The 15,737-nt window shown below is 41.8% G+C and carries 18 protein-coding genes; all 18 read left to right on the top strand.

Annotated elements, in window-relative coordinates; translation table 11 throughout:
- The first annotated feature begins 10 nt into the window (after window positions 1–10).
- The 18 genes from SK578_RS09020 (at window position 11) to fusA (ending at window position 15,674) form a co-directional block, all read left to right on the top strand.
- Window positions 11–472 carry a MarR family winged helix-turn-helix transcriptional regulator gene (locus SK578_RS09020; RefSeq protein ID WP_042751720.1) on the top strand — a complete coding sequence of 154 codons (462 nt, stop codon included), beginning with the start codon at window positions 11–13 and terminating at the stop codon, window positions 470–472.
- On the top strand, window positions 456–2,225 hold the full coding sequence (locus SK578_RS09015; protein WP_042751719.1) for an ABC transporter ATP-binding protein: 1,770 nt from the start codon (window positions 456–458) through the stop codon (window positions 2,223–2,225). The genes SK578_RS09020 and SK578_RS09015 overlap by 17 nt, the downstream gene beginning before the upstream one ends.
- Complete coding sequence (locus SK578_RS09010) at window positions 2,215–3,975, top strand: ABC transporter ATP-binding protein (RefSeq protein ID WP_042751718.1); 1,761 nt, start codon at window positions 2,215–2,217, stop codon at window positions 3,973–3,975. Before SK578_RS09015 ends, SK578_RS09010 begins: the two co-directional genes overlap by 11 nt.
- Window positions 3,976–4,069: 94 nt before the next feature.
- On the top strand, window positions 4,070–4,573 hold the full coding sequence (locus SK578_RS09005) for a phosphatase PAP2 family protein (RefSeq protein ID WP_042751717.1): 504 nt from the start codon (window positions 4,070–4,072) through the stop codon (window positions 4,571–4,573).
- 113 nt (window positions 4,574–4,686) lie between these two features.
- Window positions 4,687–5,133, top strand: coding sequence for a LytTR family DNA-binding domain-containing protein (locus SK578_RS09000; protein WP_042751716.1), 447 nt, complete (start codon window positions 4,687–4,689; stop codon window positions 5,131–5,133).
- A 4-nt stretch (window positions 5,134–5,137) separates the two neighbouring features.
- On the top strand, window positions 5,138–5,812 hold the full coding sequence (locus SK578_RS08995; RefSeq protein WP_042751715.1) for a membrane protein: 675 nt from the start codon (window positions 5,138–5,140) through the stop codon (window positions 5,810–5,812).
- Between the two features lie 105 nt (window positions 5,813–5,917).
- Window positions 5,918–6,106, top strand: coding sequence for a 50S ribosomal protein L28 (gene rpmB / locus SK578_RS08990; protein ID WP_001140948.1), 189 nt, complete (start codon window positions 5,918–5,920; stop codon window positions 6,104–6,106).
- 155 nt (window positions 6,107–6,261) lie between these two features.
- Window positions 6,262–6,627: an Asp23/Gls24 family envelope stress response protein gene (locus SK578_RS08985; protein ID WP_000216437.1), complete on the top strand. Its 366-nt coding sequence runs from the start codon at window positions 6,262–6,264 to the stop codon at window positions 6,625–6,627.
- 2 nt (window positions 6,628–6,629) lie between these two features.
- Window positions 6,630–8,297, top strand: coding sequence for a DAK2 domain-containing protein (locus SK578_RS08980; protein WP_000036655.1), 1,668 nt, complete (start codon window positions 6,630–6,632; stop codon window positions 8,295–8,297).
- A gap of 139 nt (window positions 8,298–8,436) precedes the next feature.
- Entirely contained in the window at window positions 8,437–8,628 is a 192-nt protein-coding gene (locus SK578_RS08975) for a hypothetical protein (protein ID WP_000681201.1), read from the top strand.
- The gene (locus SK578_RS08970) at window positions 8,625–8,819 is read left to right on the top strand and encodes a hypothetical protein (RefSeq protein WP_042751714.1); all 195 of its coding nucleotides are present in this window, start codon (window positions 8,625–8,627) and stop codon (window positions 8,817–8,819) included. Before SK578_RS08975 ends, SK578_RS08970 begins: the two co-directional genes overlap by 4 nt.
- Window positions 8,806–9,690: an ABC transporter ATP-binding protein gene (locus SK578_RS08965; RefSeq protein WP_042751713.1), complete on the top strand. Its 885-nt coding sequence runs from the start codon at window positions 8,806–8,808 to the stop codon at window positions 9,688–9,690. The genes SK578_RS08970 and SK578_RS08965 overlap by 14 nt, the downstream gene beginning before the upstream one ends.
- Before the next feature lies 1 nt (window position 9,691).
- Window positions 9,692–10,429: an ABC transporter permease gene (locus tag SK578_RS08960; RefSeq protein ID WP_042751712.1), complete on the top strand. Its 738-nt coding sequence runs from the start codon at window positions 9,692–9,694 to the stop codon at window positions 10,427–10,429.
- On the top strand, window positions 10,429–11,526 hold the full coding sequence (locus SK578_RS08955) for a sensor histidine kinase (RefSeq protein ID WP_042751711.1): 1,098 nt from the start codon (window positions 10,429–10,431) through the stop codon (window positions 11,524–11,526). Before SK578_RS08960 ends, SK578_RS08955 begins: the two co-directional genes overlap by 1 nt.
- Window positions 11,527–12,126, top strand: coding sequence for a response regulator transcription factor (locus tag SK578_RS08950; RefSeq protein WP_042751710.1), 600 nt, complete (start codon window positions 11,527–11,529; stop codon window positions 12,124–12,126).
- A gap of 314 nt (window positions 12,127–12,440) precedes the next feature.
- A complete protein-coding gene (rpsL, locus tag SK578_RS08945) occupies window positions 12,441–12,854 on the top strand; it encodes a 30S ribosomal protein S12 (protein WP_001142327.1) in 414 nt (137 codons plus the stop codon).
- A gap of 19 nt (window positions 12,855–12,873) precedes the next feature.
- Window positions 12,874–13,344: a 30S ribosomal protein S7 gene (rpsG, locus tag SK578_RS08940; protein ID WP_000087873.1), complete on the top strand. Its 471-nt coding sequence runs from the start codon at window positions 12,874–12,876 to the stop codon at window positions 13,342–13,344.
- Window positions 13,345–13,592: 248 nt separating this feature from the next.
- The gene (fusA, locus tag SK578_RS08935; protein ID WP_000090350.1) at window positions 13,593–15,674 is read left to right on the top strand and encodes an elongation factor G; all 2,082 of its coding nucleotides are present in this window, start codon (window positions 13,593–13,595) and stop codon (window positions 15,672–15,674) included.
- Window positions 15,675–15,737: the final 63 nt, after the last annotated feature.

The raw sequence follows: 15,737 nt of genomic DNA, 5'->3' as shown, positions 1-15,737 counted from the left end.
AGGAGTAAGTATGGATAAACCGATGTTGGTTTTAAAACGTTTTGGACACCAGGTACATCTGATGGTACAAAAGGAAGCCAAACGTTGTGGTATTGAATTTATGGGTGGACCTCAAGGACAAGTCCTGCGTTTTTTAGGTTGGCGTGAGCATGAACAAGAATTAACGCTCATCAAGGATATTGAACAAGAACTCAATATTAGCAAGTCTGTTGCTAGTAATTTGGTCAAGCGTATGGTGCAAAATGCTTTGGTGGAATTGGAGGCGAGTCCTGTTGATAAGAGGGCTAAGTTTGTTCGTCTGACGGACAAATCGCGTTCTCAAGTGCAACAGGTCAAGGCCTTCTTTGAACGCATTGACAACCAGTTGATAGAAGACGTAGATGAAGATGAATTACTGATTTTTGAGAAAGTCCTCAATCAACTACAGGAAAATATCAAGGGAATAGGAGGAGAGAATGAAGAAATTAGCTAAACGAATTAGTAGAAAAGAATGGGGGATGATCTTACTAGCCATTCTCTTTACCTGCTTTTCAGTCTACCTAGAGTTGGAAGTTCCGACCTATATCTCTAAAATCACGGATTTGCTGGGAACTCAGGCTACCAACTTGGATGAGTTGTGGCAGCCAGCAAGCATGATGGTGGGAATGTCCTTTCTGGCCTTCCTATCCGCAGTTGCAGTTGGATTTTTTGCGTCCAGAGTGGCTGCTTCTTATACTAGTAGGTTGAGAAGCGACATTTTTAACCGAGTTCTAGACTACTCACAGACAGAGATTAAGAAATTCTCTATTCCCAGTCTTTTAACTCGTACCACCAATGACATTACTCAAGTTCAGATGTTGATTACCATGGGCCTACAAGTGGTTACGCGTGGTCCAATTATGGCTATCTGGGCTATCGGGAAGATTTTAGGTCATTCAGAATACTGGCTCTGGGCCGTACTTGTGGCAGTGATTGTCAATGTTTTGATGACGACCGTTTTGATGACGTTAGCCTTTCCAAAACAGTCTTTGATTCAAAGTTTGACTGATAAACTGAACAGTATTACTCGTGAAAGCTTAGCAGGTCTTCGTGTTGTTCGTGCCTACAATGCAGAGGATTACCAAAATGACAAATTTGCAGTTGCAAATGATGAATTGACACGCTTGAATTTGTTTGTCAATCGTCTCATGGCTATTTTAAATCCCATCATGATGGGGATTTCAAGTGGTTTGAGTGTGGCGATTTACTGGATTGGTGCCTATGTGATTAACGATGCTGCTCCGACAGCGCGTCTGCCTCTCTTTAGTGACATGGTTGTTTTCATGTCTTATGCCATGCAGGTTGTTATGGGCTTCCTTCTCATGGGGGCGCTCTTCATCGTTCTTCCCCGAACTATGGTTTCTGCCAAGCGGATTAATCAGGTTCTAGATTTGCATTCTTCTATCCAAAATCCTGCTCAAGTGCAGTTGGCTGATGAAAATCTCAAAGGTCAGGTCGAATTTAAGGATGTGACTTTCCGCTATGCGGCAAATTCGGAGCCAGTTATCGAGCATGTTAGCTTTAGAGCGGAAGCTGGTCAAACAGTGGCCTTTATAGGGTCAACAGGTTCTGGTAAATCAACTCTGGTCAATCTGATTCCACGTTTCTACAACGTATCAGCAGGAGAAATTCTGGTGGACGGTGTCAATGTTCAAGACTATGCCTTAGAAGATTTGCGCAACAAGGTTGGTTATATTCCTCAGAAAGCGGTTCTCTTTTCAGGTGATGTCAAGGGCAATCTAGACTTTGGACAAAGTCAAGAAACACCGCTTAGTGAGGAAGCTATGTGGCAGGCCTTGGAATTGGCCCAGTCTAAGAACTTTATCGAGGATAAGGAAGCTGGCTTGGAGTCAGAAGTAGCTCAAGGAGGAACCAACTTCTCAGGTGGACAAAGACAGCGTCTGGCCATTGCGCGTGCCTTGGCTCGTAAGCCAGAAATCCTCATCTTTGATGACTCCTTCTCAGCCTTGGATTACAAGACAGATCGTGTCCTACGCCAAGAGCTAGCAGAGAAAACAAAATCTATGACCAAGCTTATCGTAGCACAGCGTATTTCAACCATTATGGATGCAGATTTGATTTTGGTCTTGAATCAAGGGAAAGTCGTGGGGCAAGGCACCCACAAGGAACTTCTAGCTAATAACGAAGTTTACCAAGAAATTGCCTATTCACAACTATCGAAGGAGGAATTGGAACATGGAAAATAAAAAAATGTCTCTCTGGAAACAGAGTAAACCCTATCTTGCAGGTCTCCAGTTTGCCCTTCTAATCGCCTTTCTAGCAACAATAGTATCCAATATCATTACTGTTTATGGGCCGACTCGCATCAAGGAAATGACCAACATCATTGCCAGTGGTCTGGAAACCAGTGTGGATGTCGCTGCGGTTGCAGCTATTGGTGGTTTTTTGGCCGTGATTTATGTGATTGGACTCCTATCAAATTATTTGCAGGCTTTCCTGTTTACAACAGCTATTCAACGTTTTTCAGAGCGTTTGAGAAGAGCCATTGCAGAGAAAATCAATAGCCTACCATTGGGATATTTTGATGGACACTCTCAGGGGGATACTTTGTCTCGTGTAACCAATGACGTTGACACTGCAGCACAGTCCCTCAATCAAAGTCTGGGGACAGTTCTTTCATCCACTTTATTGGTCGTGGCAGTTTTGGTGACCATGTTTGGGATGAACTGGATTTTAGCCTTAGTGACGGTTGTTTCAACTCTTATCGGTTTTGCTTTCGTGTCCGTCTTTATGGGCAAATCGCAGGACTTCTTTAAGAGTCAGCAACAGGATTTGGCAGCTGTCAATGGCTATGTGGAGGAAATGTACTCTGGCCATAATGTGGTGACCAGTTACAATGCTATCGAGAACACCAAAGAAGAGTTTGCGAAATTAAACAATCGTTTGTATGATAGTATTTGGAAATCTCAATTTATTTCAGGGATTATGATGCCGATTATGATGTTTATTGGGAACTTTAGCTATGCCCTAGTGATTATCGTTGGTGCAGCCTTGGCTCTGAATGGGCAGATTAGTATCGGGATTATTGTTGCCTTTATGGCCTACGTTCGTATCTTTTCTCAGCCTCTTTCACAAATTGCCCAAGGGATTACTAGTCTTCAGCAGGCTAGTGCAGCCATGGGACGTGTCTTCGAATTCCTAGCTGAAGGGGAAATGGAAGACGAATCCCATAAAGAAAGACAATTGAGCGATATGAAAGGTCAAGTAGTCTTTGATCGAGTCTCCTTTGGTTACACACCAGAGCGAACCATTATCCATGACTTTTCTGCGACGGCTCATGCAGGTCAAAAGGTTGCCATTGTGGGACCGACCGGAGCTGGGAAGACAACCATTGTCAATCTTTTGATGAAGTTTTATGAGATTGATAAAGGAAGTATCCGCATCGATGGCGTGGATACCAAGGAGATGAAGCGTTCGGAAGTACATGATGCCTTTTCAATGGTCTTGCAGGACACTTGGCTCTTTGAAGGGACCATTCGCGACAATCTCATCTATAACCAAACAGGTATTAGTGATGAGCGTGTGATTGAAGCCAGCAAGGCTGTGGGGATTCACCACTTTATCATGACCCTGCCAGATGGTTATGATACTGTCTTGGATGATACAGTAACCTTGTCTGTCGGACAAAAACAACTCTTGACCATTGCTCGTGCTTTGCTGAAAGATGCACCACTCCTAATCCTAGATGAAGCGACATCTTCGGTTGATACACGGACGGAAGAATTAATCCAGAAAGCCATGGACCGTTTGATGGAGGGAAGAACTTCCTTTGTCATCGCCCACCGCTTGTCTACTATTCGAAATGCTGATCTTATTCTGGTTATGAAAGATGGAAATATTATCGAGCAAGGCAATCATGAGGAGCTGATGGCACAAGCTGGTTTCTACGCTGACCTCTACAACAGTCAGTTTACAGAAGATGAAGCAGAAGAATAAATCTAAGAAGGCTTGACGGCCTTCTTTTTCTGCACTATACTAGAAGACAAGTGCTTCCCTATAAGCAAAATTTGAGTAAGTGATGAGAAAATATATGAAAAATTATCAAGAATGGTATGACCATATTGCTAGTAAGATTGAAAATAAGCCTATCTTTCTGAGACTGTTAAGAACTTTCAATCGGTTCATGACGGTAGTTATGCCTATGATTTATCTAACCTTGTTAGCAACTACCTATCTTCAACAAGGACTTGGGAAACAGGTCTTGATCTATGTGTTTATCCCTGCATCAGGTTTTGTGATTTTGTCCTTTCTTCGTAAGAAAATCAATGCCCCTAGGCCTTATGAGGAATGGGATATTAAACCCTTACTTGACAGAGATAGTCCTGGTCAGTCAATGCCCAGTCGTCATGTCTTTTCAGCAACGATTATCTCCATGGCTTGCATGCATGCTAGTCTACCTATAGGGATGATTTGTTTGACATTATCAGCCTTCCTAGGTCTAGTGAGAGTCTTAGGTGGCGTGCATTATCCCAAGGATGTAGTGGTTGGCTATATTTGTGCTCTTGTATGGGGTGTGATTTTCTTTCTATGTTGACCTGTAAGTTAAGGTGGTCCCACAACCACTTACGAGTCTAAAGTAACCACTTGCTTTTTTGCTCTTGTTTTCTTATTTTCCCTTTGATATAGTAGAGTCAGAAAGGAGATGGAATGAAGTTACGAATCGAAATTGACAGCAATTTAGAGGAAACTGAAATTGTCATCAAGGCAGCGACTTTGACAGATGAGATTGCGGATTTACAACGGCTCTTGCAAGAGTCCAAGTCTCCTAGGTTGATTTTTTACAAGGGGACGGGTGAATATTATCTGGACTTGTCGGAAATTCTCTTCTTTGAGACGGAAGGTAGCAAGATTTATGCCCATACCCATAAAGATGCCTACGAAGTTCGGCTCAAACTCTATGAGTTAGAGTCTATCCTTCCTCGCTATTTTAGTCGGGTATCCAAGTCGACTATTGCAAATATCCGTCAGGTTTACTCGGTGGACAAGTCCTTTTCAGGAACGGGCACCATTTCCTTTTATCAGACCCACAAGGAGGTTCACGTGTCACGGCATTACCAATCCCTCCTAAAAGAAAATCTAAGAAACATGAGGTAAGAACATGAAAAAGAAAGCATTTGGTATTGTGTTGCTTATTTTGGCGGCATGGATTCTGTTTCAGGGACATTATGGTGTCCCATCCTTGGAGACTAAGTATTCTCCCTTCATCTTTATTGCTTTTCTCCTTTATAAGGCGGTAGAATCTTTTCTTAGGCATCATTGGACAACAGCTACTTTTTTAGCATTAATAGCGTTAAATATAGTGAATCTTTTTTATAATTGGATTCAGCTATCTCCTGTTTCACTTATTTTGGCTAGTATTTTAATCGTAATGGGTGTCAGCGCACTCACTCATTCTAACAGAACTTGGAATGGGAAAAAATGGTGGGATGATGGTGAAAAGACCATTCTTTCAGACAAGGAAGTCGCTTTTGGAAGTGGGACTTTCTACAAGCAAGAGCAAGAATTGGTAGAGGATCAAGTAGAAGTTGGTTTTGGGAATGCCAAGATTTATTATGACAATGCAGAGATGTTGGGAGATAGCGCAACCTTGAAGATAGAAGTCGGTTTTGGGAATGCAGTTATCTATGTTCCTCAACATTGGGGAGTTGATTTAAAGGTAGAAACTTTCTGTGGCGTAGCCAAGGCAGATACTCCTCTAGCCCCAACCAGCAAAACCTTGATTATCCGTGGAGATGTGGCCTTTGGGAAGTTGGGAATTGTCTACGTTAAATAAAAAATCTTCCAATTCCCTTGCAAAAATGAAGAAAGTGTGATAACATAGTACGGTATGTGGTGCTAGCACATCCGCTATATTAGATCTAATAGGAGGAAAACACAAATGGCTAAAGTATGTTACTTTACAGGTCGTAAGACTGTATCAGGAAACAACCGTTCACACGCGATGAACCAAACAAAACGTGCCGTAAAACCAAACCTTCAAAAAGTTACTGTTCTTATCGATGGTAAACCTAAAAAAGTTTGGGCTTCAGCTCGTGCTTTGAAATCAGGTAAAGTTGAACGCGTTTAATAATAAAAGTAAGGAGACCTCAGGGTCTTTTTTCTTTTACTGTAGGTATAAAATCATTTGAAAAATAGAGTAAATATCCGCTGATACAGTATTCTGCTTTTACACTTGGGCTGAAATATGATAAAATAGAGTATCAACTAGTTGAGGTAAAAAGGATGACTGTAAAAATTAATACAAAAGATGGTCAAATCGAACTAACAGATGAAGTGATTGCAACCGTCGTAGGTGGAGCAGCAACTGAGATTTTTGGTGTGGTCGGTATGGCTAGTAAAAATGCCCTCAAAGATAATTTCCAAGCCCTTCTAGGTAAGGAAAATTATTCTAAAGGTGTCGTCGTAAAGGCGGCCGAAGATGGCAGTATTGCAGTTGATGTATATACCGTGTTGAGCTACGGAACAAAGATTAGCGAAGTGTCAAAAAACATTCAAGAGCGTGTTCGTTTTAGTTTGGAAAACCAACTTGGAATTACTGCTCAGACTGTAAATGTCTACATTCAAAATATCAAAGTTGTAGGAGAATAACCGTGTCAAAAATTACTACTAGCTTATTTCAAGAAATGGTGCAGGCTGCATCAACTCGCTTGAATAAGCAAGCTGAATATGTCAATTCATTAAACGTCTTTCCAGTTCCAGATGGAGATACTGGAACAAACATGGGAATGACCATTGAAAATGGAGCTAAAGAAGTTGCAGACAAGCCAGCTTCTACAGTTGGCGAGGTAGCGAGCATTCTTGCCAAAGGTCTTTTGATGGGTGCGCGTGGAAACTCAGGCGTTATTACGTCTCAGCTCTTCCGTGGATTTTCACAAGCCATCAAGGATAAAGACGAGTTAACAGGTCAAGACTTGGCTCTTGCCTTCCAATCAGGTGTAGAAGTTGCCTATAAGGCAGTGATGAAACCAGTTGAAGGAACGATTTTGACAGTTTCTCGTGGGGCTGCTATCGGTGCTAAGAAAAAGGCTGAGCAGACAGATGATGCTGTTGAAGTCATGCGCGCAGCCTTGGAAGGTGCTAAAACAGCTCTAGCTAAAACGCCAGACATGCTTCCAGTATTGAAAGAGGTTGGTGTTGTAGACTCAGGTGGTCAAGGACTGGTCTTCATCTACGAAGGTTTCCTTTCAGCCCTTACTGGCGAATATATTGCATCTGAGGATTTTGTAGCGACTCCTGCCAACATGAGTGAGATGATCAATGCAGAGCATCATAAGTCTGTGGCTGGTCACGTAGCGACTGAGGACATCACCTTTGGTTATTGTACTGAAATCATGGTAGCTCTTAAGCAAGGTCCAACCTATGCCAAAGATTTTGACTACGACGAATTCCGTAACTACTTGAATGAACTTGGGGATTCTCTCCTCGTTGTTAACGATGATGAAATTGTCAAAGTCCATGTCCATACAGAAGATCCAGGACTTGTTATGCAAGAAGGTCTCAAATATGGTAGCTTGGTTAAGGTAAAAGTTGACAATATGCGTAACCAACACGAAGCACAGGTTGAGAAAGAAGCTGCTCAAGTTAGCAAGCCAGCTGAAGAAAAAGAGTATGCTTTGATTGCTGTCGTTGCTGGTAAAGGTCTAGCAGATATCTTCCGTTCTCAAGGTGTGGATTACGTTATCGAAGGCGGTCAAACTATGAACCCTTCAACAGAAGACTTTATCAAGGCTGTTGAACAGGTCAACGCTCGTAACATTATCTTCCTGCCAAACAACAAAAATATCTTTATGGCAGCTCAATCTGCAGCAGAAGTTTTGGAGCAACCAGCAGTAGTGGTGGAAGCTCGCACTCTTCCTCAAGGTTTGACAAGTCTTCTTGCCTTTGATCCAAGCAAGTCCATCGAAGAAAATCAAGAGCGTATGACTGCAGCTCTTAGCGATGTCGTTAGCGGAAGCGTCACAACAGCTGTGCGTGATACAACCATTGATGGCTTAGAAATCCATGAAAATGATAATCTTGGTATGGTGGATGGGAAAATTCTCGTGTCAAACCCTGATATGCACCAAACCTTGACAGAAACATTGAAACATATGTTGGATGAAGATAGTGAAATCGTAACTTTCTATGTCGGTGAAGACGGAAGCGAAGAACTTGCCAATGAAATTGCCCAAGAAATCGCAGAAGAATTCGAAGATGTTGAAGTAGAGATTCACCAAGGCCAACAACCAGTTTACCCATACCTATTTAGTGTGGAATAAAAATTTAATAGATAAAAAAGAAAGTTGATTTTGCAACTTTCTTTTTTTATGACATTTGTCATATTTCCTAGTGACAGAAGCTTCTAGTGATTCTACCTTCAAAGAATTATACTAGATGTATCAAGTGGAGGAAGAAAAAATGAAACATAAAGTAATTGTCGCAATGAGTTTAGTAGCAGCAGGAGTCATGACTTATCTCATGTTCTCAGGATTGGATGAAGGTTTCTATCATTTTCCTTGGGAGCTATTTGCAGGATTTGGAATGATGTCCTGGCTTATCCGAGAAGGTTTGAAATTAGTCTCAGATGTGAAAAAGGAGTTTGAAAAATGAAAAAAGCGTTTCTCTATCTTTTTATTGGACTATCACTAGTGGTATGGTTGGTAGAAATGTTTACAGGTTGGTTTGATCAATCCTTCCTTTACCAATTCATCCGTGGTGCATGGGGATTAGGATTTATGATTTTTATCGTCTTTCCGATGGGAAAGGAGTTGCTGAAAGGAGAATATCATGAACATGATTAAGGTTCAAGGCTTACATAAAAATATCAAGGGCAAGGGTATTTTGAAGGATATTTCCTTTGAGGTGGCAGAAGGCGAATGCATTGCCTTGATTGGACCAAATGGAGCTGGTAAGACGACACTCTTGGACTGTTTGCTTGGATATAAACTGGTCACCAGTGGGCAAGTATCTATCCAAGATTTACCGGTAACGAGCTCTAAGTTAGACTATACAAGATCCTACCTCCCTCAAGAGAATGTAATCGTTCAGAAACTAAAGGTAAAAGAGTTGATTGCTTTCTTTCAAAGAATTTATCCAAATCACTTGAGTAACCAGGAAATCGATCAACTATTACAGTTTGATAAGCAACAAAAAGAGCAATTCGCAGAAAAATTATCAGGAGGACAAAAGCGTCTTTTCTCTTTTGTCTTGACCTTGATTGGGCGACCAAAGCTTGTCTTTTTAGACGAACCAACTGCTGCCATGGATACTTCAACCCGTCAACGCTTTTGGGAAATTGTTCAGGATCTAAAAGCTCAGGGAGTAACCATTCTCTATTCGTCCCATTATATCGAAGAGGTAGAGCATACAGCGGACCGGATTTTGGTTTTGAATAAGGGAGAGTTGATTCGTGATACGACGCCTCTAGCCATGCGTAGTGAGGAGATTGAAAAGCATTTTATCCTTCCTCTGGCTTACAAGGAAGTCGTTGAGCAGTCTAACTTGGTTGAAAACTGGGTACAAAAACAAGATGCTTTGCAAGTAGTCACACGCGAAGCAGATGCTTTTTGGCAACTGTTAGTTCAAGCAGGATGTAGCATACAAGAAATTGAAGTCAATAACCGTAGTTTGCTAGATACAATCTTTGAAGAAACACAGAAGGGAGAAGACTAAGATGAAACGATGGATTGCATTAAATAAGATAGAATTTCTATTGACCAAACGGCAACTAGTCTATTATTTATTATCAGTAGGGATGCCGACAGCCTTCTATTTATTCTTTTCAGGCATGTACCAGGACACACCAGGTGGACCGGCTAATTTTATGCGCGACTACCTCATCTCCATGACGGCTTTTTCCATGATGTCTACCGCTATCTTTTCATTCCCAGTTGTTTTACATACCGACAAGATCAACAACTGGCAGAAAATATTACGTCATAGCCCTGTAAATATGGTAGAATATTATCTATCAAAGATAACAAGTATGATGGTTGATTATTTGGTCTCAATTCTGGTTGTTTTCTCAGTTGGACATTTTGTAAGAGGTGTGGACATGTCTCTTGGAAACTGGATTGGGGCTGCGCTTTTGCTGATAGTAGGAAGTGTAGCTTTTGTAGCCCTTGGTTTGGCCTTGACTCTCCTACCAACTAGTCAGTTGATGTCTGTTGTAGGCAATCTTCTTTACTTTGGCTTGGCTGTTTTAGGCGGACTCTGGATGCCCGTCTCTTTATTTCCAGACTGGATGCAAGCAATCGGGAAGCGTCTACCAAGCTATCAGTTGATGGAATTGATCAAGACCTTCTTAAATGAGGGTGGCATCAATTTATCAGCCACAGTTTATCTACTTGTTTTTTCAGCAGTTTTGTTTGGTTTGACCATTTACCTTCAAGGTCATAAGGAGAATGCTTAATGCTTGAAAGACTGAAGAGCATAGACTATATGTATTGGGCCAGTTTGATTTTTATGGTTTTTCCCATCCTTCCTGTAGTGATTGGGGAGCTTGCTGTCTGGCATTTATTGATTGATATTCTATTTGTAGTGGCGTATTTGGGTGTTTTAACAACTAAGAATCAGCGCCTATCTTGGCTTTTCTGGGGCATCATGCTGGTCTATGTAGCTGGGAACACCGCCTTTGTTGCTGTAAATTATATCTGGTTCTTCTTTTTCCTTTCCAATCTCTTAATTTATCATTTTGGTGTACGTAGTTTAAAGTCTTTACATGTCTGGACTTTTATCCTTGCTCAAGTGCTTGTGGTGGGGCAACTGTTGATTATTCAGAGAATCGAAGTTGGGTTTCTATTCTATCTACTTGTAATTCTTGCTTTTGTCGATTTGATGACTTTTGGTTTGGTTCGGATTCGGATTGTGGAGGATTTGAAAGAAGCGCAGGCCAAGCAAAATGCCCAGATAAATCTCTTGTTAGCTGAAAATGAACGCAGTCGTATCGGTCAGGATTTGCATGATAGTCTGGGACACACCTTTGCTATGCTGAGTGTCAAGACGGATCTCGCTTTGCAGTTATTTCAGATGGAGGCTTATCCACAGGTGGAGAAGGAATTAAAAGAAATTCACCAGATAAGCAAGGATTCCATGAATGAAGTACGAACCATTGTGGAAAATCTGAAATCACGGACCTTAGCTTCAGAACTTGAAACTGTCAAAAAGATGCTAGAAATTGCTGGGATTGAGGTTGAGGTTGATAATCAGTTGGACAAGGCTAGCTTGACCCAGGATATAGAGTCCACGGCTGCTATGATTTTGTTAGAACTGGCAACCAATATTATCAAGCATGCCCAAGCTCAAAAAGCTTATCTAAAACTGGAACGCACAGATCAGGAATTGCTTCTGACAGTCAGAGATGACGGGAAAGGCTTTGCAACTATAGAAGGAAATGAACTGCACACAGTACGAGATCGTGCCTCAACCTTTTCAGGTCAAGTAGAGCTGGTCAGTTTGAAAGATCCCACAGTGGTGCGCGTGCATCTGCCTTATAAGGAGAGAAAGTAGATGAAAGTATTAGTCGCAGAAGATCAAAGTATGCTGAGAGACGCCATGTGCCAGCTCTTGAGCTTTCAACCGGATGTGGAGACTGTCTTGCAGGCGAAAAATGGAGCCGAAGCTATTGAGGTTTTGGGGAAAGAAGCAGTAGATATTGCCATCCTTGACGTCGAAATGCCAGTTAAGACGGGACTAGAAGCACTCGAGTGGATCAAACAAGAAGTGCCTGAAACCAAGGTGGTTATCGTTACAACCTTTAAACGCCCAGGTTATTTTGAACGAGCGGTCAAAGCAGGAGTCGACGCCTATGTCTTGAAAGAGCGAAGCATCGCCGAACTCATGCAAACCCTGCATACGGTGTTAGAGGGACGCAAGGAATATTCTCCAGAGCTGATGGAAGTCATGATGACCCATCCCAATCCCTTGACCGAGCAAGAAATCGCTGTATTACATGGAGTAGCCCAAGGCCTGTCTAACCAAGAAATTGCGGACAAGCTCTACCTCTCAAACGGCACCGTCCGAAATTATGTAACTAATATTCTTTCTAAACTAGATGCTGCTAATCGAACAGAAGCAGCTAATATCGCGAAAGAATATGGTTGGTTGTGATGATATAATATTTCCCTGGACATTATGTGTTAAAATTGAACTGATTCAATGAAATAATTTGTAAATTGAGGAAGGGTCTTAGCTTCCTTTTTTTGTTTCGTCCAAGGTTGTAGCAAGAGCTAAAATTAACAATAAAAAAGAAAAATATCTTGACAACCAAGGGAAAATTTTGTTACAATAATAGACGGTACTTTTTACTTTTGGTCTCTCAAGAGTGTACAGGGACGTGCTGACAAATGTTGCAAAAGTACACACAGATGATAGCTGTCACCAAGTGTATCATCACCAAAAATAAAAAACACAGGAGAATGTAGATGCCTACAATTAACCAATTGGTTCGCAAACCGCGTAAATCAAAAGTAGAAAAACCTAAATCACCAGCTTTGAACGTTGGTTACAACAGTCACAAAAAAGTTCAAACAAACGTTTCTTCACCACAAAAACGTGGTGTTGCAACTCGTGTTGGAACAATGACACCTAGAAAACCTAACTCTGCCCTTCGTAAATTTGCTCGTGTACGTTTGAGCAACCTTATCGAAGTTACTGCCTACATCCCAGGTATCGGACACAACTTGCAAGAGCACAGTGTGGTGCTTCTTCGCGGTGGACGTGTAAAAGACCTTCCAGGGGTACGTTACCATATCGTCCGTGGTGCACTTGATACTGCAGGTGTTAACGATCGTAAACAAGGCCGTTCTAAATACGGTACTAAACGTCCAAAAGCATAAGGAAAGGGGATAAAGAGAAATGAGTCGTAAAAATAGAGCTCCAAAACGTGACGTATTGCCAGATCCGCTTTACAATTCACAACTAGTTACTCGTCTTATCAACCGCGTTATGCTTGATGGTAAACGTGGTACAGCTGCTTCAATCGTTTACGGTGCCTTTGAGCAAATCAAAGAAGCTACTGGAAACGATGCACTTGAAGTATTTGAAACAGCTATGGAAAACATCATGCCTGTACTTGAAGTACGTGCACGTCGTGTTGGTGGTTCTAACTACCAAGTCCCAGTTGAAGTTCGTCCAGAACGTCGTACAACACTTGGACTTCGTTGGTTGGTAACAATCGCTCGTCTTCGTGGTGAACACACAATGCAAGATCGTCTTGCAAAAGAAATCTTGGATGCTGCTAACAACACTGGTGCAGCTGTTAAGAAACGTGAAGACACTCACCGTATGGCTGAAGCTAACCGTGCATTCGCACACTTCCGTTGGTAAGATTAAGATACTAAGGGCGTTAAAAAAGCGACTGAAAATTAGGAAGCTTGACGAAGAATCAAAGATTCTAGGAGAGCTTATCTATTTTCCAAGCTTTTAGCCCGAGTTCAATTCAACTTGTAAATCTACAAGTTGAAACCAACAATAGCATGAAAACATTGAGAACGGGTAGGTCCTGCCTATCCGTTTTTATTAAAATCGTGTTATAATAGAATAGAAATCAAAAATAAATAGGAGAAACAAACCTCATGGCACGCGAATTTTCACTTGAAAAAACTCGTAATATCGGTATCATGGCTCACGTCGATGCTGGTAAAACAACAACTACTGAGCGTATTCTTTACTACACTGGTAAAATCCACAAAATCGGTGAAACTCACGAAGGTGCGTCACAAATGGACTGGATGGAGCAAGAGCAAGAGCGTGGTATCACTATCACATCTGCTGCGACAACAGCTCAATGGAACAACCACCGCGTAAACATCATCGACACACCAGGACACGTGGACTTCACAATCGAAGTACAACGTTCTCTTCGTGTATTGGATGGTGCGGTTACCGTTCTTGACTCACAATCAGGTGTTGAGCCTCAAACTGAAACAGTTTGGCGTCAAGCAACTGAGTATGGAGTTCCACGTATCGTATTTGCCAACAAAATGGACAAAATCGGTGCTGACTTCCTTTACTCTGTAAGCACACTTCACGATCGTCTTCAAGCAAATGCACACCCAATCCAATTGCCAATCGGTTCTGAAGATGACTTCCGTGGTATCATCGACTTGATCAAGATGAAAGCTGAAATCTATACTAACGATCTTGGTACAGATATCCTTGAAGAAGACATCCCAGCTGAATACCTTGACCAAGCTCAAGAATACCGTGAAAAATTGATTGAAGCAGTTGCTGAAACTGACGAAGAATTGATGATGAAATACCTCGAAGGTGAAGAAATCACTAACGAAGAATTGAAAGCTGGTATCCGTAAAGCGACTATCAACGTTGAATTCTTCCCAGTATTGTGTGGTTCAGCCTTCAAGAACAAAGGTGTTCAATTGATGCTTGATGCGGTTATTGACTACCTTCCAAGCCCACTTGACATCCCAGCAATCAAAGGTGTTAACCCAGATACAGACGAAGAAGAAACTCGTCCAGCATCTGACGAAGAGCCATTTGCAGCTCTTGCCTTCAAGATCATGACTGACCCATTCGTAGGTCGTTTGACATTCTTCCGTGTTTACTCAGGTGTGCTTCAATCAGGTTCTTACGTATTGAACACTTCTAAAGGTAAACGTGAACGTATTGGACGTATCCTTCAAATGCACGCCAACAGCCGTCAAGAAATTGACACTGTTTACTCAGGTGATATTGCTGCTGCCGTTGGTTTGAAAGATACTACAACTGGTGACTCATTGACAGATGAAAAAGCTAAAATCATCCTTGAGTCAATCAACGTTCCAGAACCAGTTATCCAATTGATGGTTGAGCCAAAATCTAAAGCAGACCAAGACAAGATGGGTATCGCCCTTCAAAAATTGGCTGAAGAAGATCCAACATTCCGCGTTGAAACAAACGTTGAAACTGGAGAAACAGTTATCTCAGGTATGGGTGAGCTTCACCTTGACGTCCTTGTTGACCGTATGCGTCGTGAGTTCAAAGTGGAAGCGAACGTAGGTGCACCTCAAGTATCTTACCGTGAAACATTCCGCGCTTCTACTCAAGCACGTGGATTCTTCAAACGTCAGTCTGGTGGTAAAGGTCAATTCGGTGATGTATGGATTGAATTTACTCCAAACGAAGAAGGTAAAGGATTCGAATTCGAAAACGCAATCGTCGGTGGTGTGGTTCCTCGTGAATTTATCCCAGCGGTTGAAAAAGGTTTGGTAGAATCTATGGCTAACGGTGTTCTTGCAGGTTACCCAATGGTTGACGTTAAAGCTAAACTTTACGATGGTTCATACCACGATGTCGACTCATCTGAAACTGCCTTCAAGATTGCGGCTTCACTTGCTCTTAAAGAAGCTGCTAAATCAGCACAACCAGCTATCCTTGAACCAATGATGCTTGTAACAATCACTGTTCCAGAAGAAAACCTTGGTGATGTTATGGGTCACGTAACTGCTCGTCGTGGACGTGTAGATGGTATGGAAGCACATGGTAACAGCCAAATCGTTCGTGCTTACGTTCCACTTGCTGAAATGTTCGGTTACGCAACAGTTCTTCGTTCTGCATCTCAAGGACGTGGTACATTCATGATGGTATTTGACCACTACGAAGATGTACCTAAGTCAGTACAAGAAGAAATCATTAAGAAAAATAAAGGTGAAGACTAATCTGTCCTCGCTCTAGAAGGAAGTCACTTAGTGGCTTCCTTTTTTGTATAGTTATTATAAATT

The organism is Streptococcus mitis, from assembly GCF_000722755.1.
Lineage (GTDB): Bacteria > Bacillota > Bacilli > Lactobacillales > Streptococcaceae > Streptococcus > Streptococcus mitis_CM.
The sequence above is the reverse complement of the archived record's forward strand: the minus strand, read 5'-3'. Positions and strand labels throughout refer to the sequence as shown.

Coding starts and splice junctions, on each gene's coding strand:
- SK578_RS09020 (WP_042751720.1), top strand. CDS start 11: ATGGATAAACCGATGTTGGTTTTAAAACGTTTTGGACACCAGGTACAT.
- SK578_RS09015 (WP_042751719.1), top strand. CDS start 456: ATGAAGAAATTAGCTAAACGAATTAGTAGAAAAGAATGGGGGATGATC.
- SK578_RS09010 (WP_042751718.1), top strand. CDS start 2,215: ATGGAAAATAAAAAAATGTCTCTCTGGAAACAGAGTAAACCCTATCTT.
- SK578_RS09005 (WP_042751717.1), top strand. CDS start 4,070: ATGAAAAATTATCAAGAATGGTATGACCATATTGCTAGTAAGATTGAA.
- SK578_RS09000 (WP_042751716.1), top strand. CDS start 4,687: ATGAAGTTACGAATCGAAATTGACAGCAATTTAGAGGAAACTGAAATT.
- SK578_RS08995 (WP_042751715.1), top strand. CDS start 5,138: ATGAAAAAGAAAGCATTTGGTATTGTGTTGCTTATTTTGGCGGCATGG.
- rpmB (WP_001140948.1), top strand. CDS start 5,918: ATGGCTAAAGTATGTTACTTTACAGGTCGTAAGACTGTATCAGGAAAC.
- SK578_RS08985 (WP_000216437.1), top strand. CDS start 6,262: ATGACTGTAAAAATTAATACAAAAGATGGTCAAATCGAACTAACAGAT.
- SK578_RS08975 (WP_000681201.1), top strand. CDS start 8,437: ATGAAACATAAAGTAATTGTCGCAATGAGTTTAGTAGCAGCAGGAGTC.
- SK578_RS08970 (WP_042751714.1), top strand. CDS start 8,625: ATGAAAAAAGCGTTTCTCTATCTTTTTATTGGACTATCACTAGTGGTA.
- SK578_RS08965 (WP_042751713.1), top strand. CDS start 8,806: ATGAACATGATTAAGGTTCAAGGCTTACATAAAAATATCAAGGGCAAG.
- SK578_RS08960 (WP_042751712.1), top strand. CDS start 9,692: ATGAAACGATGGATTGCATTAAATAAGATAGAATTTCTATTGACCAAA.
- SK578_RS08955 (WP_042751711.1), top strand. CDS start 10,429: ATGCTTGAAAGACTGAAGAGCATAGACTATATGTATTGGGCCAGTTTG.
- SK578_RS08950 (WP_042751710.1), top strand. CDS start 11,527: ATGAAAGTATTAGTCGCAGAAGATCAAAGTATGCTGAGAGACGCCATG.
- rpsL (WP_001142327.1), top strand. CDS start 12,441: ATGCCTACAATTAACCAATTGGTTCGCAAACCGCGTAAATCAAAAGTA.
- rpsG (WP_000087873.1), top strand. CDS start 12,874: ATGAGTCGTAAAAATAGAGCTCCAAAACGTGACGTATTGCCAGATCCG.
- fusA (WP_000090350.1), top strand. CDS start 13,593: ATGGCACGCGAATTTTCACTTGAAAAAACTCGTAATATCGGTATCATG.